General features: G+C 74.0%; 20 protein-coding genes. 16 read left to right on the top strand and 4 right to left on the bottom strand.

Annotation, left to right across the window (positions count from 1 at the left end; genetic code table 11):
• The first annotated feature begins 7 nt into the window (after positions 1-7).
• The 7 genes from BMY04_RS00895 to BMY04_RS00865 all read left to right on the top strand — a co-directional run bounded on the left by BMY04_RS00895 (position 8) and on the right by BMY04_RS00865 (position 11,578).
• Entirely contained in the window at positions 8-955 is a 948-nt protein-coding gene (locus BMY04_RS00895) for a glycosyltransferase (RefSeq protein ID WP_091177258.1), read from the top strand.
• On the top strand, positions 942-1,685 hold the full coding sequence (locus BMY04_RS00890; RefSeq protein ID WP_198409868.1) for a polysaccharide deacetylase family protein: 744 nt from the start codon (positions 942-944) through the stop codon (positions 1,683-1,685). Before BMY04_RS00895 ends, BMY04_RS00890 begins: the two co-directional genes overlap by 14 nt.
• A gap of 307 nt (positions 1,686-1,992) precedes the next feature.
• On the top strand, positions 1,993-4,254 hold the full coding sequence (locus BMY04_RS00885) for a LamG domain-containing protein (protein WP_170853931.1): 2,262 nt from the start codon (positions 1,993-1,995) through the stop codon (positions 4,252-4,254).
• Positions 4,255-4,518: 264 nt separating this feature from the next.
• The gene (locus BMY04_RS00880) at positions 4,519-8,154 is read left to right on the top strand and encodes a PKD domain-containing protein (protein ID WP_091177256.1); all 3,636 of its coding nucleotides are present in this window, start codon (positions 4,519-4,521) and stop codon (positions 8,152-8,154) included.
• 8 nt (positions 8,155-8,162) lie between these two features.
• Positions 8,163-8,825 carry a hypothetical protein gene (locus BMY04_RS00875; protein ID WP_091177255.1) on the top strand — a complete coding sequence of 221 codons (663 nt, stop codon included), beginning with the start codon at positions 8,163-8,165 and terminating at the stop codon, positions 8,823-8,825.
• On the top strand, positions 8,809-10,131 hold the full coding sequence (locus BMY04_RS00870) for an O-antigen ligase family protein (RefSeq protein ID WP_091177254.1): 1,323 nt from the start codon (positions 8,809-8,811) through the stop codon (positions 10,129-10,131). Before BMY04_RS00875 ends, BMY04_RS00870 begins: the two co-directional genes overlap by 17 nt.
• Positions 10,124-11,578 carry a lipopolysaccharide biosynthesis protein gene (locus tag BMY04_RS00865; RefSeq protein ID WP_091177253.1) on the top strand — a complete coding sequence of 485 codons (1,455 nt, stop codon included), beginning with the start codon at positions 10,124-10,126 and terminating at the stop codon, positions 11,576-11,578. Before BMY04_RS00870 ends, BMY04_RS00865 begins: the two co-directional genes overlap by 8 nt.
• Here BMY04_RS00865 and BMY04_RS00860 read toward each other — a convergent pair.
• On the bottom strand, positions 11,565-12,587 hold the full coding sequence (locus BMY04_RS00860) for a glycosyltransferase family 2 protein (RefSeq protein WP_170853930.1): 1,023 nt from the start codon (positions 12,585-12,587) through the stop codon (positions 11,565-11,567). The two genes, BMY04_RS00865 and BMY04_RS00860, sit on opposite strands and share 14 nt — an antisense overlap.
• Before the next feature lie 133 nt (positions 12,588-12,720).
• Between BMY04_RS00860 and BMY04_RS00855 the strand changes: the two genes are divergently transcribed.
• Both BMY04_RS00855 and BMY04_RS00850 read left to right on the top strand, forming a co-directional pair.
• Positions 12,721-14,100 carry a tyrosine-protein kinase domain-containing protein gene (locus tag BMY04_RS00855; protein WP_091177251.1) on the top strand — a complete coding sequence of 460 codons (1,380 nt, stop codon included), beginning with the start codon at positions 12,721-12,723 and terminating at the stop codon, positions 14,098-14,100.
• A gap of 231 nt (positions 14,101-14,331) precedes the next feature.
• Positions 14,332-15,246, top strand: a complete 915-nt coding sequence (locus BMY04_RS00850; RefSeq protein ID WP_091177250.1) for a polysaccharide lyase — start codon at positions 14,332-14,334, stop codon at positions 15,244-15,246.
• 705 nt (positions 15,247-15,951) lie between these two features.
• Here BMY04_RS00850 and BMY04_RS00840 read toward each other — a convergent pair.
• Positions 15,952-17,481 (bottom strand): sugar transferase, encoded by a 1,530-nt coding sequence (locus tag BMY04_RS00840; RefSeq protein WP_091177248.1) that lies wholly within the window; start codon positions 17,479-17,481, stop codon positions 15,952-15,954.
• 673 nt (positions 17,482-18,154) lie between these two features.
• Here BMY04_RS00840 and BMY04_RS00835 point away from each other — a divergent pair.
• The 5 genes from BMY04_RS00835 (at position 18,155) to BMY04_RS00815 (ending at position 22,170) form a co-directional block, all read left to right on the top strand.
• A complete protein-coding gene (locus BMY04_RS00835) occupies positions 18,155-19,183 on the top strand; it encodes a substrate-binding domain-containing protein (protein WP_091177247.1) in 1,029 nt (342 codons plus the stop codon).
• An 83-nt stretch (positions 19,184-19,266) separates the two neighbouring features.
• On the top strand, positions 19,267-20,331 hold the full coding sequence (locus BMY04_RS00830; RefSeq protein WP_091177246.1) for an ABC transporter permease: 1,065 nt from the start codon (positions 19,267-19,269) through the stop codon (positions 20,329-20,331).
• A gap of 164 nt (positions 20,332-20,495) precedes the next feature.
• Positions 20,496-21,311 carry an ATP-binding cassette domain-containing protein gene (locus tag BMY04_RS00825; protein ID WP_091177245.1) on the top strand — a complete coding sequence of 272 codons (816 nt, stop codon included), beginning with the start codon at positions 20,496-20,498 and terminating at the stop codon, positions 21,309-21,311.
• A 53-nt stretch (positions 21,312-21,364) separates the two neighbouring features.
• A complete protein-coding gene (locus BMY04_RS00820) occupies positions 21,365-21,805 on the top strand; it encodes a fluoride efflux transporter FluC (RefSeq protein WP_091177244.1) in 441 nt (146 codons plus the stop codon).
• A complete protein-coding gene (locus BMY04_RS00815; RefSeq protein ID WP_091177243.1) occupies positions 21,802-22,170 on the top strand; it encodes a fluoride efflux transporter FluC in 369 nt (122 codons plus the stop codon). The genes BMY04_RS00820 and BMY04_RS00815 overlap by 4 nt, the downstream gene beginning before the upstream one ends.
• A 34-nt stretch (positions 22,171-22,204) precedes the next feature.
• Here BMY04_RS00815 and BMY04_RS00810 read toward each other — a convergent pair whose 3' ends face one another.
• Positions 22,205-23,251 (bottom strand): zinc-binding dehydrogenase, encoded by a 1,047-nt coding sequence (locus BMY04_RS00810; protein WP_091177242.1) that lies wholly within the window; start codon positions 23,249-23,251, stop codon positions 22,205-22,207.
• 103 nt (positions 23,252-23,354) lie between these two features.
• Here BMY04_RS00810 and BMY04_RS00805 point away from each other — a divergent pair, with 103 nt between their 5' ends.
• Both BMY04_RS00805 and BMY04_RS00800 read left to right on the top strand, forming a co-directional pair.
• Positions 23,355-24,191, top strand: coding sequence for an alpha/beta fold hydrolase (locus tag BMY04_RS00805; protein ID WP_091177241.1), 837 nt, complete (start codon positions 23,355-23,357; stop codon positions 24,189-24,191).
• Positions 24,192-24,245: 54 nt separating this feature from the next.
• Positions 24,246-25,136: a glycoside hydrolase family protein gene (locus BMY04_RS00800; RefSeq protein ID WP_091177240.1), complete on the top strand. Its 891-nt coding sequence runs from the start codon at positions 24,246-24,248 to the stop codon at positions 25,134-25,136.
• A gap of 123 nt (positions 25,137-25,259) precedes the next feature.
• Here the strand turns inward: BMY04_RS00800 and BMY04_RS00795 are convergent, their stop codons facing one another.
• The gene (locus tag BMY04_RS00795) at positions 25,260-26,231 is read right to left on the bottom strand and encodes a hypothetical protein (RefSeq protein WP_091177239.1); all 972 of its coding nucleotides are present in this window, start codon (positions 26,229-26,231) and stop codon (positions 25,260-25,262) included.
• Between the last annotated feature and the right edge of the window lie 29 nt (positions 26,232-26,260).

Here is a 26,260-nt window from a genome sequence, read left to right as displayed (position 1 = left end):
GGCGCCGGTGCGCGCGAGCGTCGTCGTCGGCGTCCCGACCTACCGCCGGCCCGCCGAGCTGGCGGACCTGCTGCCCCGCCTGCTCGACCAGGCCCGCGACCTGCCCGGGCGGCCGTTCGCGGTCCTCGTCGTCGACAACGACCCGGAGGGCTCGGCGCGCGCCACGGTCGACGCCCTCGCGGACGGCCGGGTGCACTACGCGCACCAGCCGGTGCCCGGCATCGCCGCCGTCCGCAACCGCATCCTCGACGGGGCGCTCGACGACCTCGACGGCGACCTGGTGGCGATGATCGACGACGACGAGCGGCCCGAGCCCGGCTGGCTCGCGGCGCTCGTCGAGACCCAGGAGGCCACCGGCGCCGTCCTCGTCGCCGGCCGGGTGGTGCCCGAGTTCACCGGGCCGCTCGACCCCTGGGTCGCCGCCGGCCGCTTCCACACCCGGCGCAACCTCGCCACCGGCGCACCGATCAGCGTCGCCGCGGCCGGGAACCTGCTCCTCGACGCCCGGCGGCTGCGCGCCCTCGGCCAGCGCTTCGACGAGAGCGTGGGCCTGGCGGGCGGGGAGGACACGCTCTTCAGCCGGCAGCTGCACGCGCGCGGCGAGGCCATGGTCTGGTGCGCGGGGTCCGTCGCCGTCGACCGCGTGCTGCCCGAGCGGATGACGCGGCGCTGGGTGCTGGGCCGGGCCATGAGCCACGGGGACGCCTGGGTGCGGGTGGGGCTGCGGCTGGCGCCCGGCCCGGTCGCCCGCACCGTCGTCCGCGCCCGTGCGGCCCTGGCCGGCTCGGTGCGCGTGGTCGTCGGCGGCCTGCGCGCCGGCGCCGGGCTCGCGCTGCGCCGTCCCGTCGACCAGGCCCGCGGTCTCCGCGCCGCCCTGCGCGGGCTGGGCATGGTGCGCGGTGCGCTCGGCCTGCACCACGCCGAGTACGCGAGGGGGACCGGTGCCGCTGCGTGACCGCGTGCCCCGGGGGCTCAAGGACACCGTGCGGCGCGCCGCCGGCGTCGTCGGCTCCGTCGAGGCCGTCCGCACGCAGCGGCCGGAGCTCGTGCTGACGTTCGACGACGGCCCGGACCCGGTGGGCACGCCGGCCGTGCTCGAGGCCCTGGCCGCCCACGACGCCACGGCGACGTTCTTCGTGCTGCTGACCCGGGTCCGCCGCCACCCGGAGCTGCTCGCCCGGGTGCGCGCCGCCGGGCACGAGGTCGCGCTCCACGGGGTCGACCACGCCCGCCTGACGCACCTGCCCCCGGCCGAGGTGCGCGCCCGCACGGCCGCCGCGAAGGCCGAGCTCGAGGCGCTGACCGGCGAGGCCGTGCGCTGGTTCCGCCCGCCCTACGGCGCCCAGACGCCGGCGACCTGGCTCGCCGTCCGGCGGGCGGGGATGGTCCCCGTGCTGTGGGGACCCACGACCTGGGACTGGCGCGACGTCACCCAGGAGGAACGGGTGGCCAAGGCGCGGCAGGGCGCCCGCGCGGGCGCGGTCGTGCTGGCCCACGACGCCTTCGCCGACGAGTCCGACGGTGCCGAGGCGCCCGACGGGCCGCTGCGCGCGCCGAGCGTCGACCGGGGCGACCTGGTGGACCGCGTGCTCACCGCGTACGCCGCCGAGGGGCTCCGCGCACGGTCGCTGGGCGACGCGCTCGCCAGCGGCGCGCCGGTGCGCGCGGCCCGTTTCCGGAGGTGACATCGGTCACGGCGTGAGCGGGAGGGGACGCCGTGACCTGGGCGTGATGTGCACGACGGCCAGAACACTTCCTACTATCGAGCCCGGCTCCGGGCTGCGTCGCCCAGGGGTCACCACTCTTTTCTGCGGCCGGGGGGCACACGCGTTGACTCACACGAGGACTGACTCGATACAGAACGGCCGACGGGCAGTCACGCTGCCCCTGACCCTGCTGCTCACGCTCGCAGGTCTCCTCGGCGCCTTCGGGCTGCCGCAGGCTGAGGCGGCGGCGCCCCCGGCCGACGTCCAGCCCGACAGCGCGTACGGCATGACGGCCGACGTGCTGCCCACCACGCAGATCAACAGCGGCGGCTACGTCCTCGACCAGGCGATCGTGGGCGACACGGTCTACGTCGGCGGCAAGTTCACCTCCGCGCGCCCGGCGGGCGCCGCGGCGGGCACCAGCCAGAGCACGCGCAACAACCTGCTGGCCTACTCGATCAGCACGGGCGCCCTCAAGTCCTTCAACCCGAACCTCAACGGCGTCGTCCGCGTCCTCGCGCTCTCGCCCGACAAGTCGCGCCTCTACGTGGGTGGCGAGTTCACCACCGTCGGCGGCGTGACCCGCAACCGCCTGGTCGCCATCAGCACCTCGACCGGCGCAGTCATCAGCAGCTTCAACGTGAACGTCGGCGGCCCGGTCTACGCGATCTCGGCGACCAGCAGCACCGTGTACGTCGGCGGGTCGTTCACCTCCGCCAACGGCGTCAACCGCGGCCGCCTCGCCGCCTTCCGGGCCACGGACGGCGCGCTGCTCAGCAGCTGGGTGCCCAAGTCCGGCGACTACCAGGTCGTCCGCGCACTGCTCGTCGCACCAGGCGGCAACGTCGTCGCGGGCGGCTCGTTCGGCAGCATCGGCAGCCTCACGAGCTCCACGCTCACCACGGCGCCCGGCTCGGCCTCGCTCGACCCGACGACCGGCGCCGCCAAGACCTGGAACGTCAACAAGGTCGTCAAGCAGTACGGCTCCGACGGCGGCGTGCTGTCGCTGCACACCGACGGCACCACCGTGTACGGCGCCGGCTTCTGGTTCGGCGGCACGCAGTCCAACTACGAGGGCGCGTGGGCGGTCCGGCCCTCCGACGGCACGATCACCTGGCTCGCCGACTGCCACGGCGACACGTACGACACCACCGTCGCCAACGGCGTCGTGTACGCGGCCAGCCACCAGCACGACTGCTCGAACATCAACGGCTTCACCCAGCAGCGGCCGACCCAGGTCGAGTGGCGCGCCAACGCGTTCACCGCCACCGCCCGCGGCCAGGTCCTGCCGAACTCGCTCTCGCCGACCAAGTTCAAGGACTACTCGGCCTACCAGGCGCCCGCGATGGTCAACTGGTTCCCGCAGTTCGCGATGGGCCCGACCACCGGCTACTACTCGGGCCAGCCGACGCTCACCATCGAGAGCACGAGCGACTACGTCGTCGTCGGCGGGCAGTTCCCGACGGTGAACGGCAAGGCGCAGCAGGGCCTCGTGCGCTTCGCCCGCGGGGGCATCGCGCCCAAGAAGGACGGCCCGCGGGTCTACTTCTCCGACCCGGGCAGTGCGAGCACGTCCGTCGGCACCCCGGCCGTGCAGGTCGTGGGCTCCAACGCCGTGCGCGTGACCGCCGCGCCCTGGGACCGTGACGACGCGGTGCTGGCCAAGGTCGAGCTCCAGCGCAACGGCTCGACGATCTACACCCAGACCAACGTCACCGCGCCCTGGTGGAAGACGACGCTCGCCTACACCGACCGCAGCGTCAGCTCGGGGACGTCGTACAGCTACCGGCTGCGGATGACCGACGCCGACGGCAACGTGACGACGAGCAACGCCCGCAGCGTCACGCCGAGCGGGTCGGCCATCCCGAGCTCGACCTACGACAACCAGGTCCGCACCGACGGCGCCTCGAACTACTGGCGCCTGGACGACCCGTCGTCGAGCAGCACGGTCACCGACTGGGCCGGGAGCACCGACCTCAACCGCGCCTCGGGGATGACCCTCGGCACCGCGGGCGCGATCGGCACCGACCGCGCGGCCACCGTGAACGGCAGCGGCAGCGCGTCCGCGGCGGCGAACAACGGCTTCGTCCGCGCCCCGCAGACGTTCAGCGTCGAGGCGTGGTTCAAGACGTCGTCGACCACGGGCGGCCAGGTCGTCGGCTTCGGCGACGTGCCCACCGGCACGAGCTACCGCCACGACCGGCAGGTCTACCTGACCTCGGCGGGGAAGCTGGCCTTCTACCTCGACCAGAACGGCACGTCGCGGACGGTGACCAGCGCCTCCAGCTACAACAACAACGCCTGGCACCACGTGGTGGCCACCCTGTCGAGCAGCGGCATGGTGCTCTACGTGGACGGCGCCAAGGTGTCGTCGAGCTCGGGGGTGACGTCGTCGCGCAACTACGGCGGCTACTGGCGCATCGGGGCGGACAAGCTGCCCGGCAGCGCCACCGGCTACCTGAGCGGCACGATCGACGACGTGGCGGTCTACCCGACGGCGCTCAGCGCCGCCCAGGTCAAGGACCACAAGACCGACTCGGGTCGCTGACCTGGCGCCGCCGTGCGGGCAGCACGGCGGCGCGACGGGCGACGACGACGACCGGAACGACGTGAGGGCGTGCCCCGAGGCGGGGGGCACGCCCTCACACCATCTGCCGGTGACCTCGCTCACCACGTGAGCGACAGGGCTTGCCGCTCTTGCCGGGTGGTAGGGGCAAAAGGCCACACGTCATTCAGGAAGCCCTTATACTCCTCGCGGGGCACGGGGACACGACTGCCCCTCACATCTCTTCGACTGCGGGGGACTTTCGCGGTGACTTCTACTTCCACGACGACGCGGCGCGCCGTCACGCTGCCGCTGACGCTCGCCCTGGGGCTCGTCAGCCTGCTGGGCGCCTTCGGGCTGCCGGCCGCCTCGGCCGCGGCACCGCCCGCGGTGGTGCAGCCCGACCCCTCGAGCGGGGTGACCACCGACGTCCTGCCGACGACGCAGATCGACCCGAACGGCTGGGTCGAGGACCAGGCCATCGCCGGCGACACGGTGTACGCGGGCGGCAAGTTCGCCTCCGCGCGCCCGGCCGGCGCAGCCGCGGGCAGCAACGAGTCGGTCCGCTCCAACCTCCTGGCCTACTCGATCAGCACCGGTGACCTCGTCAGCAGCTTCGCGCCGACGCTGAACGGCGTCGTGCACGTCCTGGCCCTGTCGCCCGACCAGTCCCGGCTGTACGTGGGCGGCGAGTTCACCAGCGTGGACGGCCAGACCCGCAACCGCCTCGTGGCCTTCAGCACCGCCACCGGCCAGGTCGACCCGACCTTCAACGTCAACCTCGGCGGCCCGGTCTACGCCATCTCCGCGACGGGCAGCACGGTCTACGTCGGCGGCTCCTTCACGCAGGCGAACGGCGTCAACCGCGGCCGTTTCGCCGCCTTCCGCGCCTCCGACGGCGGGCTGCTCTCCGGCTGGGTCCCCAAGTCGGGCGACTTCCAGGCCGTCCGCGCCCTGCTCGTCGCGCCCAACGGCAACGTGATCGCCGGCGGCCAGTTCGGCAGCGTCGGCAGCCTCACGAGCTCGACCCTCACGACCGTCAACGGGTCCATCTCGCTCGACCCGACCACGGGCGCCCCGCAGACCTGGGCGGTCAACAAGGTCGTCAAGCAGTTCGGCCAGAACGGCGGCGTGCTGTCGCTCAAGACCGACGGCACCACCGTCTACGGCGCCGGCTTCTGGTTCGGCGGGACCGACTCCAACTTCGAGGGCGCCTGGGCGGTCGACCCCGCAGGGGGCGCCATCAAGTGGCTCGCCGACTGCCACGGCGACACCTACGACACGACCGTCGCCAACGGCGTGCTGTACGCCGCGAGCCACCAGCACGACTGCTCCAACATCGGCTCCTTCCCGCAGCAGCGCCCGACGCAGGTCGAGTGGCGCGCCAACGCGTTCACGGCCGACGCCCAGGGCGACGTGCTGCGCAACTCGTACTCGCCGACGAAGTTCAAGGACTTCGTGGGCTACCAGGCGCCGGCGCTGATCAACTGGTTCCCGCAGTTCGCGATGGGCAACACCTCGACCGGCTACTACTCCGGCCAGGCCACCCTCACCATCGAGAGCACCAGCGACTACGTCGTGGTCGGCGGGCAGTTCCCGACCGTCAACGGCAAGGCCCAGCAGGGTCTCGTCCGCTTCGCCCGGGGCTCGCTCGCCCCGAAGAAGGACGCGCCGCGCGTGTACTTCTCCGACCCGGGCAGCGCGAGCACCTCCGTCGGCACCCCGAGCGCGCAGGTCGTCGGCGCCAACGTCGTCCGCGTCACCGCGGCGCCGTGGGACCGTGACAGCGCCGTGCTGGCCAAGGTCGAGCTGCTGCGCAACAACGTCGTGGTGCAGACCCAGACCAACGTCACGGCCCCGTGGTGGAAGACGACGGTGGCCTACACCGACACCGACATCACGGCGGGCACGACGTACAGCTACAAGCTGCGGATCACCGACGTCGACGGCAACGTGACGACGAGCAACGCCCGCAGCCTCGTCCCGAGCGGCGCGACCGTCGGCACCTCGGCCTACTCCCAGCAGGTCCTCGCCGACGGCGCCTCGAACTACTGGCGCCTCGACGACCCGGCCTCGGCGATCACCGACTGGGCCGGCAGCACCGACCTCACCAAGGCCTCGGGCATGACGCTCGGCGCCGCGGGGGCGATCGACGGCGACACGGGCGCGGCCGTCAACGGCACGATCAACGCCTCGGCCGCCAGCTCCAACGGCTTCGTCCGGGCGCCGCAGACCTACAGCGTGGAGGCCTGGTTCCAGACCAAGTCGACCGCGGGCGGCCAGGTCGTGGGCTTCGGCGACGTGCCGACCGGCACCAGCTACCGCCACGACCGGCAGGTCTACCTGAACGCGTCGGGCAAGATCGTCTACTACCTCGACCAGCAGGGCACCTCGCGGGCCATCACCAGCACCAAGAGCTACAACGACGGGGCCTGGCACCAGGTGGTCGCGACGCTGTCCTCGACCTCGGGCATGGTGCTGTACGTCGACGGGGCCAAGGTCGCCTCGTGGGCCGCGATCACCTCGGGCCGCGACTACGGCGGCTTCTGGCGGGTCGGGGCCGACACCCTGCCCTCCGGCACCACGGGCTTCCTGTCCGGCTCGATCGACGACGTGTCGGTCTACCCGGCGGCGCTCAGCGCGGCCCAGGTGAAGGACCACTACGGCGACACCGGCCGGTCGGCGGCGACCGCGCCGACCGCCGCGTTCACCACCAGCTGCTCGGGCCTGACGTGCTCCTACGACGCGTCCGGCTCGGCCCCCCAGACCTCCTCCGCCCTCGTGGCGGGGGAGGGCACGGGCGGTGCCGCCGACGCCGGGAGCTCCCCCTCCCCGGCCTCGACGGTGACGTCCGCGCCCGGCGACGACCTCGTCTACGACTGGGACTTCGGCGACGACAGCGTGCCGTACCACGGCCGCGACGCCAAGGTCAGCCACACCTACAAGAAGGCCGGCAGCTTCGACGTCTCGCTGACCGTGACCAACGCCTCGGGCACCAGCGCGTCGGCGAAGGAGTCCGCGGACGCCAAGGGCAACTCCGAGCCGGTCGCGCTGTTCACGGCCAAGGCGAGCGGTAAGAAGATCAGCTTCGACGCTCGTAAGTCGACCGACTGGGACGGCAAGATCACCAAGTACAAGTGGTACTTCGGTGACGGCTCGTCGAGCACCAAGTCGAAGGTCACGCACACCTACTCGGGCACCGGCAGCTACTACGTCAAGCTGACCGTGACCGACGACGACGGCGCGACCGACTGGAACGCCGAGAACGTCCGCACCGGCGGGACGACCGTCGCGGCCGACTCGTTCCAGCGCACCGGCACCGGCTGGGGCTCCGCGGACAAGGGCGGCACCTGGCGGCTCGACCCCGACGCCGGCTTCTCCGTCGACGGCGCCCAGGGCGTCCTGGCGCTCTCGCGCCCCGGCGAGGCCTGGACCGCGACGCTGCCCGTCTCCACCAAGAAGGCCAACGTCGTCGCCGACGTGACCACGGACAAGGTCGGGACCGGGTCGGGCGTGGTCGGGTCGTACGTGCTGCGTCAGAAGGGGACCAGCGAGTACCGCGCACAGCTGGTCCTGCGCAGCGGGGGCAAGACGACCCTCGTGGTGACCCGCGTCGTCAAGGGCAAGGAGACGACGGTCAAGAAGGTCGACACCAAGGTGACCTACACCGCGGGCGGCATGCTGCGGTTCCGGGCGAGCATCAGCAGCGCCAGCAAGGCGCGCATCAAGGTCACCGTCTGGCGCTCGGGCACCAAGGAGCCCAAGGCCCAGCTGTCGACGACCGACAGCACCAAGAGTCTCCGCGTCAGCGGTGCGGTCGGCTTCCGGGCCAGCCAGCCGAAGACGGCGACGAACTCGCCGGTCACGCTGGGGCTCGACAACCTGCTCGTGACCCCGAGCTGACCGGCCCCGTGGAGCACGACCGTCGACGCAGGCTGACGGGGCTGGCCGGCGTGCTGGCCGGCACCGTCCTGCTCGTCGCCGGCTGCTCGGACCCCGCACCCGCGCCGAGCCCGGCGCCCGCCCCGTCGCTCCCCAGCGCGTCGGCGAGCGCCCCGGCGAGGTCGGCCGCTCCGTCGGCGAGCCCGACCGCCGCCGCGTCCCCGTCGCCGTCCTCGAGCGGGCGCGCCTCCACCCCCGCCCCGAGCGGCGACGGCAGCACCGAGCCCAGCCGGCCGGTCGAGACCGCCCCGCCGAAGAAGCTGGACGAACCGACGCGGACCGCCGGTGCGCAGGTCTCGCTCGTCTCGGTGCGCGCCACGTCGATCAAGGCGGCCACCCCGGGTGACAGCTCCGGGCCCGGCGTCCTGCTCCGGCTCAAGCTCGTCAACCAGACCGGCAAGACCCTCGACACCGGCTTCGTGCAGGTCAACGTCACGAACGCCGCCGGTGCGCCCGGGACCGCGGTCACCGGCGCGCCGACCCGCGCGCTCGCCGGGTCGGTGAAGAAGGGCGCCAGCGCCGAGGCCACGTACGCCTTCCTGCTCGACGACGCCACCCGCGGGGACATCACCGTGTCGGTGTACGTGACGTCGGGCCAGCCCGTGGTGCAGTTCCGTGGTCGGGTCCGCTAGCACGCCCCGGCCCGGCTCCCGCCGCTTCGACCAGGCCGGGGTGCTGTTCGTGCTCGTGGCGGCCTGGGCCGTCGTGCCGAAGGTGCTGCAGACGCTGACGGCGCCGAAGTACCGCGTGTGGGTCGGTCAGGCCGAGCCGCCGCCGACCGCGCTGACGAGCGCCGCGACCACCCTCCTCACCGCGGCGCTGCTGGGGTGGTGCCTGCTCGTCGTGCTCGACGCGCTGCGGCGCAACCCGCGGCGCCACCTCGGCGGGCTCCTGCTGCTGCTGGCGCCCTGGGTGTGGGTCGTGGTGCGCGGCTGGACGCTCGGCTCGCTGCCGGGGGTGTCCGACCTCGTCTACCCGGCCGTCGTCGTCGCGGTCTGGCTGCTCCGGCCCGGCCGTCGCCACCTGCGCCTGCTCGGGCACCTCGTCGGCGTCGTCGCGCTGCTGTCGGTCGTCATCGCGGTGGCGCTGCCCGACCAGGGCGTGTTCCGCGCGGTCGACGGCAGCGAGATCACCGAGGAGAAGGCCTTCCTGCCCTTCGGCGTGCTGGTCGGGATCTTCACCCACGGCAACGTCTTGGGCCAGTACCTGCTGATGGGCCTGCCGCTCGTGGCGCTCGTGCGACCCCGTCTGGTGCGGGCCGCGTGGCTCGCCCTGGTCGCCGGGGCGCTGGCCTGGAGCGCGGCCCGGTCGTCGATCGGTGCGGCCGCGGGCCTGGCCGCCGCGGTCGGCGTGCTCTCGCTGCTCCCGCGGGACCGGCGCTCGGTGCCGTACCGGCTCGTGCTGTGGGGCGCCTTCGGCCTGGTCGCGGTGCTGCCGTTCGTGACCCACGACCCGATGGCCTTCACCACCCGCGGCCGCATCTGGGCCGTCAGCCTCGACGCCTGGCGCGCGCACCCGTGGCTCGGCCTGGGCTCGGACTTCTACGCGCAGGTCGCGCAGACCTCGGGCAACCTCGGCCCGACCGTCTCCCACGGCCACAACGAGGTCGTGCAGCTCCTCGTGACCGGCGGGGTGGTGCTCCTGGTGCTGACCGGGCTGCTCCTGCTCGCCGCGATCCGGCGCGCGGCGGACGCGCCGGACGGCGACGCGACCGGCTTCGCGCTGCTGCTGGCGCTGGCCGGCGCCTCGCTGCTGGAGATCTCCCTGCTGCCCACCGCCAACAGCGTCTTCGACGCCGTCCTGCTGCTGCCGCTGGCCACCCTGCTCGTGGGCGACCCGTGGCGCGAGGACCCGGACGCCGACGACCTCGCCGGAGCGACCGGGACCGGCACGGGCACGAGGAGCGGGCCCGTGCGCCTCGCCGGCGCGCGTGGTTGACCTCGGGCGGGCGGCGGCGCGCGGGACGGCCTTCACGCTGGGGGCGCAGGGCGGCCGGTTCGTCCTGCAGATCGGCTCGCTCGTCGTGCTGGCGCGGCTGCTGAGCCCCGAGGCGTTCGGCCTGGTGGCCATGGCCACCAGCGTGCTCGGCGTGGCCGAGCTGGTCCGCGACTTCGGGCTGTCGTCGGCGGCGATCCAGGCGAAGGAGCTGACGAACCCCGAGCGCACCAACCTGTTCTGGGTCAACGTGGCCATCGGCACGACCTGCGCCCTCGTCGCGCTCGTCGGCGCGCGACCCATCGCCGCCCTCTACGGCGACCCCCGGGTCGCGGGTGTGGTGCTCGCGCTGGCCGGGCTGCTCGTGGTCAGCGGCGTGACGACCCAGTTCCGCGCCGAGCTCAGCCGCGACCTCCGCTTCGTCGCCCTGGGCGTGGTCGAGCTCTCGGCGCAGGCGGCCGGCGTCGCGGTGGCCATCACCGCCGCCGCCCTCGGCGCCGGCTACTGGTCGATCGTCCTGCAGCAGGGGACCGTGGTCCTGACGACCTGCGTGCTGTGCGTGGTCTTCTGCGCCTGGCGGCCGGGCCTGCCCAGCCGCTCGACGTCGGTACGGCGCTTCGTCCGCTTCGGCAGCCACGTGCTCGGCACCCAGGTGCTCGGCTACGCCACCAACAACGTCGACAACGTCGGGATCGGCGCCGTCTGGGGCGCGGGGCCGCTCGGGGTCTACAGCCGGGCGTACCAGCTGCTCATGGTGCCGATCAACCAGATCAACGACCCGATGAGCCGCGTGGTGCTGCCCGTGCTCTCCCGGGTCCAGGACGACCTGCCGACGCTGCAGCGCTACGTCGAGAAGGCCCAGCGCGTGGGCACGTACGGGCTGGGGCCGGCGTTCGGCGTCGCGGCCGGGCTCGCGGCGCCCCTCGTCGCGGTGCTGTTCGGCCCGCAGTGGACCGCGGTGGTCCCGGTCTTCGTCGTGCTGGCCGTCGGGGGCGTGTTCCGCGGGGTGGGGCTGGTGACCTACTGGGGCTTCCTGGCCCGCGGCCGGGCCGACCGCCAGCTGCGGATGTACCTCCTGACCCGTCCCCTGATGATCGGCATGATCCTCGGCGGCCTGCCCTGGGGCCCCGTCGGCGTCGCCGTCGGGCACTCGGCCGCGTTCGCCGCCTACTGGGTCGTCTCGCTGGTCTCCATGGGCCGCGCCACCGGCCTCGACGCCGGCCGGCTGCTGCGGCAGGCGCTGGTCGCGCTGGTCGCCCTCACGCTGCCGCTCGGCCTCCTCGCGCACCTCGGCACCTGGCTGGTCGACGGCGCCGTGCTGCAGCTCGTCGTGGGCGGCGTGCTCGCCCTCGGCTGGGTCGGTCTGCTGCTGGCGGTCCTGCCGTCGCAGCGGGCCGAGCTCGCCGCCGCCCGCGGGCTGCTGCGGCGCGAGCGCGTCAGCCGGGCGTGACCGGGCGCCCGTACTCCACGCTGACCACGCCCAGCGCCCCGCCGACCACGCCGACCGCGGTCGAGACCTGGCACGCGCCGAGCGCCTGCCGGGCGACGTCGTGGGCCAGCCGGCCGCGCAGCTGGTTCGCCAGGCCGGTCGCCCCACGCACCGCGCCGCGCGCCACCAGCTCGCCCCGCTCCGCCAGACGTCGCGGCCCGCTCGGGGCGAGCGCGAGCGCCACCCGGGACCAGTCGTTGCCGGTGCGGTAGGAGCGCCGGCGCACCCAGGCCCGGGTCATCCGGTCGGGGGAGTGGAAGTCGAGGACCTCGGCCTCGTCGCACCAGCGGATCTCGCCCCCGGCGGCGACGATCGCGTGGGTCAGCATCGTGTCGCTGCCGCCGGTGAGGCCGAACGCCTCGTCGAAGGCCAGCCCGAAGGCCCGCAGCTGCTCCAGGTCGAGCAGCAGGTTGGCGCTGCTCGCACCGCCGAGCAGCATCCCCGTGGGGCGCACCGTGCGGTCGAAGACGCCCGAGCCCGCCACCCACGGGTCCGGCTCGCCCTCCTCGAAGCGGGGCACGGCCGGACCCGAGACCGCCGCCGGGCGCCAGCGCAGCCAGGCCTCGACCATGCGCGACAGCCACCCGGGCTGCGGCAGCCCGTCGTCGTCGACGAACACCAGCAGCCGGGCGTCGCCGGCGCCGGCCAGGGCGCGGTTGCGGGCGGCGGCGATGCCGGGACGGGGCTCGTGCGCGTAGCGGACCCGGCCCCCGGCCCAGCGGGCGACCTCCTCGCGAGCGCCTGCGTCGGGGTCGTTGTCGACGACGAGGACGGAGGCCTCGCCCGCGTACGCCTCGAGCTGGGCGACGAGCGCCGGCAGCAGGCGGGCGAGCGCGGCCGGGCGGCGGAAGGTGGCCACGCCGACGACGACCGCAGGGGCGGACGCGATGGTCGGCGAGGTCGAGGGCCGGGTGGCGGCCGGGTCCCCGGGCTCCGGGACGTCGGTCGCGGGCGACGGGTCGGCAGGCACGGTCGCCCAGATTACCGGCCTGCTCCCGGGTGCTTGTGGGATCATCGGGGGTGCTCCGTCCGGGTCCCGGGCGGTGCGGTGCACCGCTGGAGCACCCGCAAGAACACCCCCGAACAGGTAAGGACACCGGCCCGTGGAGCTGCGCGCCTACGTCAACGCGCTCCGGGTGCGCTGGGTCCTCGTGGCGGCCCTGGCCGTGCTCGGCGCGCTGCTGGGCCTCGTCGCGTACGTGCTGACCCCCACCGTGCACGCCAGCAGCCTCACCTTCTACGTGAGCGTGCCGCCCGCCGCCGGCGGCAGCTCGGCCACGGCCACGCAGTACGCCCAGGCGAAGGTCAACTCCTACGTCTCCCTGGTGCGCAGCGACGAGGCCGCCCGCCGGGTGATCGCCGACCAGGGGCTGCCCCTCACCCCGTCCGCGGTGTCGTCGATGATCAGCGCGAGCGCCCAGCAGAACAGCCAGCTGATCAGCGTGAGCGTGCGCGACGAGTCGGCCGCGCGGACGCTGGCCGTGGCCCGCGGGCTCGCGGACACCTTCGGCCCGCTGGTCGACGAGCTCGACAACCAGGGACGCCCGAGCGACGTCATCGGCATCGACGTCGTCTCCGGGCCGACGCAGGCGAGCGCGCCCGTGGGCCCGGACCTGAAGCGCTACCTCGTGCTGGGCCTGCTCGCCGGGCTCGTCCTCGGCGCGCTGCTCGCCGTGCTGCGCGACCTGCTCGACACCACCGTCCGCTCGGCCGGGAGGGCTGCAGAGCTGGTCGGGGCCCCGACGCTCGCCGTCGTCGACGAGGACCCCGACGCGGCCGCGAGGGCGGAGCCGGTCCGTCAGCTGCGCACGGGACTGGCCTTCCTCCGGGCCGCCGGAGGGCGCGAGCCGGGCGCGGAGGTCGTCGTCGTGACCTCGGCCCTCGGCGGGGAGGGCAAGACGACCACCTCCCTCGACCTCGCCCGGGCGACCGCGGAGAGCGGCGAGCAGGTCCTGCTCGTCGAGGCCGACCTGCGCCGGCCGACGCTGGCGGGGGCGCTGAACCTCGGGGCCGGGCCCGGCCTGTCGGAGGTCCTGGCCGGGCAGGCGCCGCTGAGCGCCGCCGTCCGCCCGACGGGCACCGACGGCCTGTGGGTCCTGCCCGCGGGCGCCCTCCCGCCGAACCCCGCCGAGCTGCTCGGGTCGGCGCGGGCCGTCGAGCTCGTCGCCGGGCTGCGCGGCTCGTACGGTCGCGTGCTCCTGGACTCCCCGCCGCTGCTGCCGGTCACCGACGCCGCCCTGGCGGCCGGGCTGGCCGACGGCGTCCTCGTCGTCGTGCGGTGGGGGCGGAGCAGGGCCGACGACGTCCGCGAGGCGGTGGGCATGCTCGAGCAGGTCCACGCCCGCGTGCTGGGCGTCGTGCTCAACGGACGGCGGCTGTCGCGCGGGGAGCGGCGGCGCTACGCCGCCTACCTCGGCCACGGGCCCGGTCAGGGCGCCGGCCACGAGCACAGCTGGGGCACGTCGAAGCCGGTCGGCGGCTGACCGTCCGGTCGGACGGCCGGTGACCCTCGTCACGCTGAGCGCTCGCTGAGGGATCTTCAGGCAAAGGATCAGTAATTCGCTGCGTCACGCGGCGATGTGACTCACGAGCATCGAGCGGTCGGGCTCCTGGCGCGGGGGACAACGCGCACGGGGCCCGCGGCCCGGAGGGGGACCTGCGTCCCTCGCTCCCGCCCACCCTCCAGTTCGGGGACCCCCTTGAAAGGCGCCGTGATGACGCACGCCCTCCTCCGCACCGGCCTCACCCTCGCCAGCGCGATGCTGGCCTCCGTCGCCCTCGTCGCGACCACGAGCCAGACCCAGGTGGCCACCGCCGCCCCGGTCGTCGCGCCGTCCTTCGCCAACCAGAAGACCCTCGTCGACGCGGACTTCAACTCCACCAAGCGCGGCGCCGTCGACCCCAAGTCCTTCCAGAAGCAGGTGGGCTGGGCCAGCCCGCACCGCGGCGCGTACGCGGGCATGAGCTACCGCAAGGACTACCGCCACGGCGGCGGCAACGTCGTGCGGACCAAGCTCGCGGCGGGCAAGTTCATCGCGTCGTCCGGCGAGGGCCGCGGCAACGTGCTGCCCATCCGCCTCCCCGGCTCGTGGGACTCGGCCTGCATGTCCTACGACGTGCGGTTCGCGGCGCCCTTCGACTTCAGCGCCGGCGGCAAGCTGCCGGGCTTCGTCGGCGTCGCGCCGGGCACCTCCCCGAGCGCCCCCGAGGGCGGCGGCTCCACGGCCCACGGCTGGTCCGGGCGGCTGATGTGGCTCGGTCCGAAGGTGTGGAAGTTCGTCCGCGACGCCCACAAGGAGAACATCGTCGTCACGTACCTCTACCACCCCGGCCAGGAGCGCAAGTTCGGCGACAACGTCTCGTGGGGCAGCACGTTCGTCGCGGGCCAGTGGCACAACGTGCGCCAGTGCCACACGATGAACACGATCGGCAAGGCCGACGGGGTGCTGCAGACCTGGTTCGACGGCCGGCTCGTCATGTCCGACACCCACGTCGTCTACCGGACCGACCCGAACGTGCACATCACGCACTTCGACTGGAGCATCTTCCGCGGCGGGGCCGAGGCGAACTGGGCCGGCAGCAAGACCGGCTACGTCGACCTCGACAACCTCAAGATCACGGTCGGCTGACGTTCGGCAGGTCAGTCGCCCGGCAGGGGCCCTCCGTCGTCGACGGAGGGCCCTCGTGCGTCCGGGGCCCGGGAGCCGCCGGCCGGAGCCGGGCCCGGAGAGGTGACCAAAGCTGTGACCACAGCTGCGACCAGGGCCGCGACGCCCGGGCCGCCGCCCGCCCGTCGGCTCCCGCCCTCGCGCCGCGGGCCCGGGGCGCCGCGACGAGCGGCTCCCGCCGTGGCGCCGCACGCAGGTCGGCCTGCCACTCCGCGTACGCCTGGCCGTAGGTGTGGTCCACCATCGCCGGCTCCTCGTCCTCGACCGTGGAGCGGTCGGGCAACGCGCGCCGACCGCCTGGACCTCGAGGCTCGGTCTGAGGCCGGTGGGGGCGCATCGGGAGCACGCCCTAGGTGCGGGCGCGGGGGTCGGACCGCCGCGCCCTGAGGTGCTCGGCACGCAGCCGTACGGCGAGGGGAGGCGGGCCCGGTCCACGGTCGGCGGGCCCGCCCGGCTCTGTGCGGGGTCGATACCCCGCGCACGGCGGCTCGAACACCGATCCGGACGGCCCGATCGGCAGGGCCGGTCGGCAGGGTCGGACGAGCAGGGCCGGAGCAGCGGGGCCGGCCGGGAAGACCGGTCAGGAGGTCGGGCCGCGGAGGTGCAGCGAGGCACCTCGGCAGGGGGTGCCTCGCGTGCAGGAGGGCGTCGGGCCCGTCGGTGGGGCTAGGCGGCGCCGACGCGGCGCAGCACCGCGGAGAACGTCTTCCACAGGATGTGGAGGTCCAGCGTCAGCGACCAGTTCTCGACGTAGCGCAGGTCGAGCTGGATGGCCGCGTCGCCCTCGAGGTCGGAGCGCCCGCTGACCTGCCAGAGGCCGGTGAGGCCCGGCGTGACGAGCGCGCGGCGGCTCGAGTGCGCCGGCATCTTGGCGAGCTCGTGGGCGAGGTGCGGCCGCGGCCCGACGAGGGACATCGTCCCGTTGAGGACGTTGACCAGCTGGGGCAGCTCGTCGAGGGAGAAGCTGCGCAGGATGCGACCGAGGCGGGTGATGCGGGGGTCGTCGCTCATCTTGAACAACCCTCCCTTGCCCTCGTTGCGCTCCATGAGCGAGGCCAGCTCGTTCTCGGCGCCGATCCGCATCGAGCGGAACTTGTACATCGTGAACTCCTCGCCGCCGCGCCCGATGCGCTTCTGGGCAAAGATCACCGGTCCGCCGTCCTGCAGCTTGACGGCCAGCGCGATGAGCAGCAGCACGGGCGAGATGACGAGCATCCCGAGGCCGGTGAGCACGATGTCGGTGGTCCGCTTCACGACGCGCCTCGGTCCGGTGAAGTGCGGCTCCTCGATGTGGAGGAGGGGGAAGCCGACCAGGGGCCGGATGTGCATGCGCGGTCCGGCGACCTCGACCAGGCCGGGGTCGACGAGCATCTCGACGCCGCTGCCCTCGAGCGACCAGGAGAGCTCGCGCAGGTAGGTGAAGCGCGTGGCGTCGTCGCTCGTGACGGCCACGGCGTCGCAGCCGAAGCGCTCCACCGCGGTGGCGACGTCGCGCAGGTCGCCCAGCACCGGGGCCTGCAGCCCGACCAGGCCGGCCAGCTCGGCGTCGGGGACGCAGACGCCGACCACGGTCATGCCGCACTGCGCATCGTCGGCGAGGCGGGCGGTGAGCTCGCTCGCTGCAGCGGCGCTCCCAGCGACCACGACGCGGCGCACCAGACGTCCGGCGCGCTGCTGGCGGTGCAGGAGCTTGCGGCCCACGAACCGTCCGCCGATGCCGAGGGCGACGGCGAAGGGGGTGCCGGTGACGGTCAGCTTGAGCAGGGCGTCCCGCTCGGGGGCGGTCAGCGTCGGGATCAGCTCGGCGCCCATGGCCCCGGCGACGACCACCGCGACCCACGCGCGCAGCACCGCGTGGACCTCGTCGGAACCCACGCCCACGGCCCGGCGCTGGTAGCCCTTCATCGTGGCCACGGCCAGCGGCCAGACGACGGCACCCACGACGGCGAGGAGCGCGACGCGCAGCGGCGAGGACGACAGGGTGTGGCTGGACACGGCCGGCACGAGCGCGGCGGTCCCCCCGACGAGCACGTCGAGCGCGGTCAGCGCGACGAGGTAGCGGCGGGCCCAGACCGCGAAGCGCGGTCCGGTGGGGGTGTCGGGACGCGGCGGCGACACCGTCCGGGTCGCCCGCCGGGCCGGCGCGAGCTCACCCAGCAGGTCGAAGCCGTCGACGGGCATCTCCTGCGTGCTCATCGGTGCTCCTGGGCGGTGCGCCCCACGCGCGGCATGGCGGCGCGGCCCACAACAGGTCTGACGTGCATCGGTAATCCCCCGCGTGCTCCCCGACGGCGCCCGTGCGGGCGCCCCTGACGACCCAGGCCCCGCTCCGCGCGCATCCCCTGACGAGCGCCTCGCAGGAACCGGGCAGGGTCTGGACCCCGCCCGGCTTTCCCACCTGGGAAGACGTTCCTCACCGTACTCAGAGCGGGCGGTCGTGGGGAGGGATACGGAAAATTCCCCGCGGCCGACCTCCGAGGTAAGTTCGCCAACATTGTTAGAACAAAGTCTTGACAAGCCCTGGGGACTGGGCGACGCTAGGCCGCGTCGGCACCGCCGCCGGCCTCGCCTCCTGGAGCGCCGATGACCCGGTCGTCCCGCCACGCCGCAGCCGTCACCACGGCCTCGACCGCGTACGGGTCCCCGTCCGGGTCGACCGGACCAGCACCCGCGGCGCGGCCTCGCCCTCCGGTGCCGCCACCCGCAAGCCCGCCACCGCCCGGCCGCACGTCTGCCCGCACCGCCTCCCGCCGCTCTGCACCCGGCTCTGCCCGCAGCGCAGCTCGCACCGGTGCATGCAGTTCGTAGGGCCAGTCCGCTCCGGACGCCCGGCGCCCGCCGGAACCAGCTGAACCGAAAGGAACCACCGATGACTCCGCTCCGAGACGGACGCCGCGGTCCGCGTCGTCCCCGCCTCGTGCGCGCGCTGGCCGCACTCACCGCGACCACGGCCCTCGCCTTCACCGCGGCGTGCAGCGGCGGCGGCGCCCCGCCCGCCGCCCCCGAGGCCAGCAGCGGCAGCGGCGGCGGCGGCAACAGCGGCTACACGTTCGCGATGATCACCCACGAGACCCCGGGCGACACGTTCTGGGACCGCATCCGCGCGGGCGCCGAGCAGGCCGCCAAGGACACCGGCTCCAAGCTGAACTACTCCGCCGACCCGGACGCGACCAAGCAGGCCACCCTGATCGACACCGCGGTGAACTCCAAGGTCGACGGCATCGCCAGCACGCTGGTGACGCCCGACGCGCTCATCCCGTCTCTCAAGAAGGCCGAGGCCGCGGGCATCCCGGTCGACACCTTCAACTCGGGGCTGGACTACTACCAGCAGGCCGGCTCGATCGCGCACTTCTCCTCCGACGAGAAGCTCGCGGGCCAGCAGGCGGGCGCCAAGGCCAAGGCCGCCGGCGCCACCAAGATCCTCTGCACGATCCAGCAGACGGGTTCGGTCGCGCTCGAGGACCGCTGCGCCGGCGTCAAGGACAGCTTCCCGAACACCGAGAACCTGCAGGTGAACGGCGCCGACGACTCGGCCGTGACCTCGGCGATCCAGGCCAAGCTGAGCCAGGACAAGGACGTCAACTGGGTCATCACGCTGGGCGCCCCGCAGGCGCTCGACACCCTCAAGGCCAAGAGCGCGGCAGGTCGTGACGACGTCAAGGTCGGCACCTTCGACCTCAACGTCGACGCCGCGAAGGCCGTCCAGTCCGGCGACCTGCAGTTCTGCATCGACCAGCAGCCGTACCTGCAGGGCTACCTGGCGATCACCCAGCTCTACCTCTACAAGAAGAACGGCAACATCATGGGCGGCGGCAAGGCCACGCTGACGGGTCCGTCCTTCGTCGACAGCACCAACGTCGCCACGATCCTGCCCTTCATCAACCAGAACACCCGCTGACCCCAACCGCCCCGGGGAGCCGGGTGCCGTCGGACCCGTCCGCGCACCCGGCCCCCTCCGGCCCGCACCCCACGGGAGCCACCATGAGTCAAGCCCTCAAGCCCGCGCCGGCCGGTGCGCCGGCGGAGGCGTCGAACCGGGTCTCGCTCGGCCTGTCGAACCGCCTGCTCGCCCGCCCGGAGATCGGTGCGCTGGTCGCGGCGGTCGTGATCTTCATCTTCTTCCTGATCGTCGCGCCGGCCTTCCGCTCGGCGCCCTCCTTCTTCACCGTGCTCTACCAGTCCTCGACGATCGGCATCGTCGCCGTGGGCGTCGGCATGCTGATGATCGGCGGCGAGTTCGACCTGTCGGCCGGTGTGCTGGTGACCGCGGGCGGGCTCTTCAACGCGCTGTTCTGCTACAACCTCGGGATCAACCTGTGGGTCGGCGCGATCCTCAGCCTCGTCTTCTGCCTGGCCGTCGGGTTCCTGAACGGCTACCTGGTCATGAGGACGGGCATCCCGAGCTTCTTGATCACGTTGGGCACGTTCTTCGTGCTGCAGGGGGCCAACCTCGGCGTCACCAAGATCGTCACCGGCTCGGTGTCGAGCCAGAACATCAACCAGATGGACGGCTACGCCTCCCTCAACTGGATCTTCGCCCACGTCTTCCAGATCGGCCCGGTGCAGCTCAGCATCACCGTGATCTGGTGGCTCGCCTTCGCCGTGCTGTCCGCGTACGTGCTGCAGCGCACGCGGATCGGCAACTGGATCTACGCCGTCGGCGGCAGCGCGCCCAGCGCCCGCGCGGTCGGCGTGCCGGTCAAGCGGGTCAAGATCGGGCTGTTCATGACGGTGGCGTTCCTCGGCTGGTTCACCGGCATGCACTACCTCTACAACTTCAACGTGCTGCAGGCCGGCAACGGCGTCGGCAACGAGTTCCTCTACATCATCGCCGCGGTCGTCGGCGGCACCCTGATGACCGGCGGCTACGGCAACTCGCTCGGCGTCGCCATCGGGGCCTTCATCTTCGGCATGACCAGCCTCTGCATCGTCTACGCCGGCTGGGACCCGAACTGGTTCCGCGCCTTCCTCGGCGTGATGCTGCTCCTCGCCGTGCTGGTCAACCTCTACATCAAGAAGCTCTCGACCATCAGGAAGGTGGGTTAGGCCGTGCCTCTCGTCCCTGACGGGCGCCGGCTCGGCCCCGCATCCCGGCCGGCGTCGCCGGCGTCGCTCAGCGCAGCCCGCTGCGCTTTCACTCCACCGTCTAGCCGGACCGGGCGCGGATGCCACGCCCGCGCCGGCCAGGAACCGAGAGGCACGGCCCGCCGATGACCGACACCCTGCAGGAGCACGCCGACCCCACCCTGGCCAAGGGGGAGTCCCTGGTGCAGATGATCGACGTCGGCAAGACGTACGGCGCGATCCGGGCGCTCAAGGGCATCAACCTGACGGTCAACGCGGGCGAGGTGACCTGCGTCCTCGGCGACAACGGCGCGGGCAAGTCGACGCTGATCAAGATCATCGCCGGCCTGCACCCGCACAACGAGGGCCAGCTGCTCGTCGACGGGGAGCCCCGCAGCTTCGCCTCGCCGCGCGAGTCGTTGGCCGCGGGGATCGCGACCGTCTACCAGGACCTCGCCGTCGTGCCGCTCATGGAGGTGTGGCGCAACTTCTTCCTGGGCTCGGAGATGACGGGCAGCAAGTTCCCGCTGTCGGGGCTCAAGACGAAGGACATGAAGCGCATCGCCGACGAGGAGCTGCGCAAGATGGGCATCGTCGTCAAGGACATCGACCAGCCCATCGGCGAGCTGTCCGGCGGGCAGCGCCAGTGCGTCGCGATCGCCCGCGCGGTCTACTTCGGCGCCCGCGTGCTGATCCTCGACGAGCCGACCGCCGCCCTTGGCGTGAAGCAGTCGGGCGTGGTGCTGAAGTACACCGCGGCCGCCCGCGACGCCGGCCTCGGCGTCGTGTTCATCACCCACAACCCCCACCACGCCTACCTGGTGGGCAACCACTTCATCATCCTCAAGCTGGGCCAGGCGGTGCTCGACAAGCACCGCTCCGACGTCGGCCTCGACGAGCTGACCCGCCAGATGGCCGGCGGGGACGAGCTCGCCGAGCTGAGCCACGAGCTGCAGCGCTGACGGCGACGTCGGGGTGACGCCGGTGGCGGCGGTCGGGCCGTAGCCTGCGGGTCGTGCCCGACCGTCGTGACGCCGCCCGCCCGGCGTACCGGCAGCCGCTGCTGCTCCTGCTCGTCCTCCTCGGTGGGGCGACGGGGACGCTGGCTCGGTGGGCGACCGGGCTGGCCGTCCCGCACCTCGGCCGCGTCCCTCTCGGCACCCTCGCGGTCAACGTCATCGGGGCCTTCGTCCTCGGCGCCCTCCTCGCGCACCTGGCCGGGCGCGGACCCGACGAGGGCCGGAGGAGAGCGCTGCGGGTGACGCTCGGCACGGGCTTCTGCGGCGGGTTCACCACCTACAGCGCCCTCGCCAACGACACCGCGGGCCTGCTGCGGCAGGGCCTGGCCGGCCACGCGCTGGCCTACGTCGGTGCGACGCTCGTGCTCGGGTACGCCGCGTCGGTCCTCGGCGTCGCCGCCGCCCGCCGGACCGGCCGGACGCGGGCGACCGCGTGACCGTCCTGCTGCTGGCCCTCGCCGGCGGCCTCGGCGCCGTGGCCCGCTTCGTCCTCGACGGCGTGCTCACGGGAGCGCGGGCGTGGCGCTACCCGGTCGGCACCACGCTGATCAACCTCACCGGCTCGTTCCTGCTCGGCCTGCTGACGGGCCTCGCCGCCGGACGGCTGCTGCCGCAGGACGGGCTGCTCGTCCTGGGGACCGGCTTCCTCGGCGGGTACACGACCTTCAGCACCGCGGCGTTCGAGACCGTGCGCCTCGCCGAGCAGCGACGCTGGGCCGCCGCGCTCGTGCACGGGCTCGGCCAGGTCGTGGTCGCCACGGGGCTCGCCGCGCTGGGCTTCCTGGCCGCTTCCACCGTCTAGACCGCGGGTCGGGGCGGAGCCGCGGACCGCCCGTTCAGAACCGGAGCAGCACCTTCGAGGACGTCGCCGCGTCGCGGGCCAGGGCGAAGCCGGCGAGCGCGTCGGCGACGTCGACCTCGTGCGTCACGACCGGGCCGACGCGCAGGCTGCCGTCCGCCAGCGCGTCCAGGACGGGGCCGATCTCGTCGTTGAAGCGGAAGGAGCCGACGAGCTCGAGCTCGCGGCTGATCGCCAGCGACACCGGCACGGGCTGGTCGCCCGCCGGCAGCAGGCCGACCATGACGACCCGGCCGCCGCGCCGGGCACCCCGGACGGCGCTGGCCAGCCCGCGGGCCGTCCCGCTCGCCTCGACCACGACGTCGGCCTGCACCTCCTCGACCGCGGCGGCGTCTTCGGGGCGGCGCGCGTCTAGGGTCCGGGTCGCGCCGACGTCGCGCGCGACCCGCAGGGGGAGGTCGTGCACGTCCACGGCGGTGATCTCGGCCGCGCCGGCCCGTGCGAGGACGGCGACGGCCAGCGCGCCGATCGGTCCGGCCCCCACCACGAGGGCCCTGCGGCCGGCGACCTCGCCCACGCGGCCCACCGCGTGCCAGGCCACCGCCGCCGGCTCGGCCAGCGCCGCGTCGCGCAGGGCGAGGCCGGCGGGCAGCGGGCGCAGCATCCGCGACGGCAGCGTCGCGAACCGCACGAACGCGCCGTCCCGGTGCGGGAAGCGGGCGGCGCTGCCGAGGTAGGTGCCGGCCGGCGAGAGGTTCGGGCGGTCGGCGGGGTAGCGGGTGCGCCCGTCGCCGGCGGGGGTCGCCGGGTGCACGGCGACGGGGGTGCGCTCGGGCGGCCCGCTGCCGTCGGCCGCGGGCCGGCGCACCGTGCCCACCACCTCGTGGCCGAGGACCATCGGGGCGCGCAGGACCGACTCGCCGGCCGACCCGTGCGACCAGTAGTGCAGGTCCGAGCCGCAGATCCCGCCGTACGCGACCTCGACGACCGCCTCGTCCGGTGCCGGGTCCCGCAGCGGCACCGGCTCGACCCGGAGGTCCCCGGCGGCGTGCACGACGACCCCCGGTGAGGTGGTGGGCAGCACGGCTCTTCCTCTCCTCGCTCCGGCCCGGACCGGTGCCGGTTCGTCCCGCAGCGTCGCAGGTGACCGGCCGGAGGCCCGCGTCGCCCCGTGCCACGCTGAGGCGGTGGGCGAGCGGCTGACGGTGTACGGGCACGAGGGGCTGACGTTCGACGTGCGCGACGAGGGCCCGCTCGACGGGCCGCTGGTCGTCGCCCTGCACGGCTTCCCGCAGACCTCGCGCGCCTGGCACGCGGTCACGCCGCACCTGACGGCGGCCGGCCGCCGGGTGCTCGCGCCCGACCAGCGCGGCTACTCGCCCGGCGCCCGGCCACCCGGCGTCGAGCCGTACGCGCTGGCGCACCTCGTGGACGACGTCCTCGCGCTGGTCGACGCGGCCGGCGCGGAGCGGTTCGACGTGCTGGGCCACGACTGGGGCGGCGGCGTCGGGTGGGCGCTGGCGGCCTGGCACCCGGACCGCGTCCGTTCGCTGACCGTCGCCTCGACACCGCACCCGCGGGCGCTCGTCGCCGCCATGCCGCACGGCCAGGCGCTGCGCTCCTGGTACATGGCCGCCTTCCAGCTGCCCTGGCTGCCCGAGACGCTGCTCGGGCGGCCCCGCGTCGCGCACCGACTGCTCGCCGCGATGGACACCCCCGACGAGGCGTCGGTCCGCGCGCTCCTGGCCGACCGCGACGCGGCGCGCGCGACCGTGGGCTGGTACCGCGCCGCCGCACGCAGCGTCGCCGGCGGCGGGGGGCCGGGCGTCGTACGCGTGCCCACGACGTACGTCTGGAGCGACGGCGACCCCGCGCTGGGCCGGTGGGCCGCCGAGCGCACGGCCCGCTGGGTGGAGGCCGACTACCGGTTCGTCGTCCTCGAGGGCGTCTCCCACTGGATCCCCGACGAGCGCCCGGAGGAGCTCGCCGCGCTCGCGCTCGAGCGCATGGCGACTGTTCCCTAGCGCACCGACTGGGAACCTCGGCAGAAGTCGACCCTGCTGATCTAGGGTGGCCCGGTGAGCACCCTGGTCGACGTGGAGCTGCCCTCCTACGAGGGTGCCGAGGTCGTGGTGCCCGCCCCGGCGACCGGGGCCGGCAACTGGGCGGGCGCGGCGAGCGTGGTCCTCGCCGACGGCGAGTACTGGATGGCCCACCGGGTCCGACGCCCGCTCGACGCCGGTCGCGGGGTCAGCGTCGTGGTCTCGCGCTCGGGCGACGGCGTGCACTTCGTCCCCGTCACGAGCCTCGAGCGCGACACCTTCGCGGCGGCGTCGTTCGAGCGCCCCGTGATCCTCCCCGTCCCCGGCGTCGGGTGGCGGCTGTACCTCAGCTGCGCCACGCTCGACTCCAAGCACTGGTGGATCGAGGCCGTCGACGCCGCGCGGCCCGAGGACCTGCGCGGCGGTCGGCGGACGGTCGTCCTGCCCGGCGACCGCCGGTGGGGGGTCAAGGACCCGGTCGTCACCCTGACCGACGGCCGCTGGGAGATGTGGGTCTGCTGCCACCCGCTCGAACCCACCGGCGCGGAGGACCGCATGGTGACCGCGTACGCGACGAGCACCGACGGCCTGGAGTGGGACGTCCAGGGCGACGTCCTCGAGGGCGTGCCCGGCCGCTGGGACGCGCGGGGCGCCCGGGTGACCGCGGTGCTGTCGCACGACCCGCTGCGCGTCCTCTACGACGGACGCCCCGACGCCGCGTCGAACTGGTTCGAGCAGACCGGCGTCGCGGAGGAGGTGGACGGCGTCCTCGTGGGTTCGGCCGAGCCCGTCGCCACCTCGCCCGACGGCGACGGCGCCCTGCGCTACGTCAGCGTCGTCGCCCTGCCCGACGGCCGCCGCCGCTTCTACTTCGAGGCCGCCCGTGCCGACGGTTCCCACGACCTGATGACCTCCCTCTCCGCCTGAGCGCCGCTCCCTCACCCCGCCCCAGCCCCCTCACCCCGCCCAGCCCCTCACCCCCTCCCTTGCGGACTTCTGGCAGCAGAAGTCACGCGAACGGCCCTTCTTGGTGACTTCTGCCGCCAGAAGTCATGCCGGGAGACCTCGCCACGACGCCGGCGGATCGAGGGTCCAGCGGCGGGTGGAGCGGTCGGCGAGGCCGTCGCGACGGCCGGAGACGACGCGTCGTCCAAGCTCCGGCCGGTGCTGCGCCAGGTCGAGGCTGTCCGCGCGGACGATGACCAGCCCGTGGCGCTCGAAGCCCTCCTCGCGGACGTTGTCAGCGCGGTGCTGCTCGCGTTCCCGGTGCCCGGCGCCGTCGAACTCCAGGGCGAGGCCCGCCTCGACGTCCAGCAGGTCCGGCGCCCCGAGGAACGTGCCGTGCAGGTCGAAGACCGGCGTGTTCACGAGCGGCTCGGGCAGTCCGAGGTCGAGCACGACGAAGAGGCGCAAGCGCGTTTCCCACGGGCTGCGGACGCCGGTTCGGGCCAACGCGGCCGCGCGACGCGCCTGCGCCGCACCGCGGAGCGCGGTCACCGTCGCCACCTCGACGAGCTGTCGCGGTCGGAGAACCCGGGCCCTGAGGAGGCCGTCGAGCGCGACGACGGCCTCGACGACGTCCGCGGCCTCGCGCGCCAGGTCGACGGCGGTGCGGACGGGCGCCGTCACCCGCACCCCGTGGCGCAGGACGACCTCGTCCTCGCCCAGCCGCTCGGTCCGTACGCACCGGAGACCAGGCGCGACGATGCGGCCGGCAGCGAGCGGCAGGACGACCCGGACGTCCTGCCGGCGTCCGGTGAGCGCGTCGCGACCGTCGAAGGCGTCAGCGCCGAGGACGTAGGCGGCGGCCCACCCGCTGAGACAGCCGCCGGGCACGCTGGTGACCGCCTCGATCACGCGCTGCGCAGGCACGGGCCTCGCCGCCGAGGGCACGTGCAGCCCGTTGCCGACCCGGCGCCAGGTCGGCCCTGCCAGCGCGCGAGGGGAGACGCCGCCGCCGAGCAGCTCGGCGCGGCTGCGTGGCCGTACGGCGTGACGCACGTCCTCCCGATAGCTGCCCACGCCTCGACCCTCGCAGCACGCCACGGGTC

The sequence above is a fragment of the Microlunatus flavus genome (assembly GCF_900110855.1).
GTDB classification, from domain to species: Bacteria; Actinomycetota; Actinomycetes; order Propionibacteriales; family Propionibacteriaceae; genus Microlunatus; species Microlunatus flavus.
Note: the sequence above shows the minus strand (reverse complement) of the source record. Positions and strands in the feature narration are given on the sequence as shown.

What these genes read in the sequence shown, in the direction of transcription:
- BMY04_RS00850 (WP_091177250.1), top strand. Translation starts at nt 14,332, where the DNA reads ATGACGCACGCCCTCCTCCGCACCGGCCTCACCCTCGCCAGCGCGATG.
- BMY04_RS00840 (WP_091177248.1), bottom strand. Translation starts at nt 17,481, where the DNA reads ATGAGCACGCAGGAGATGCCCGTCGACGGCTTCGACCTGCTGGGTGAG.
- BMY04_RS00825 (WP_091177245.1), top strand. Translation starts at nt 20,496, where the DNA reads ATGACCGACACCCTGCAGGAGCACGCCGACCCCACCCTGGCCAAGGGG.
- BMY04_RS00885 (WP_170853931.1), top strand. Translation starts at nt 1,993, where the DNA reads ATGACGGCCGACGTGCTGCCCACCACGCAGATCAACAGCGGCGGCTAC.
- BMY04_RS00835 (WP_091177247.1), top strand. Translation starts at nt 18,155, where the DNA reads ATGACTCCGCTCCGAGACGGACGCCGCGGTCCGCGTCGTCCCCGCCTC.
- BMY04_RS00830 (WP_091177246.1), top strand. Translation starts at nt 19,267, where the DNA reads ATGAGTCAAGCCCTCAAGCCCGCGCCGGCCGGTGCGCCGGCGGAGGCG.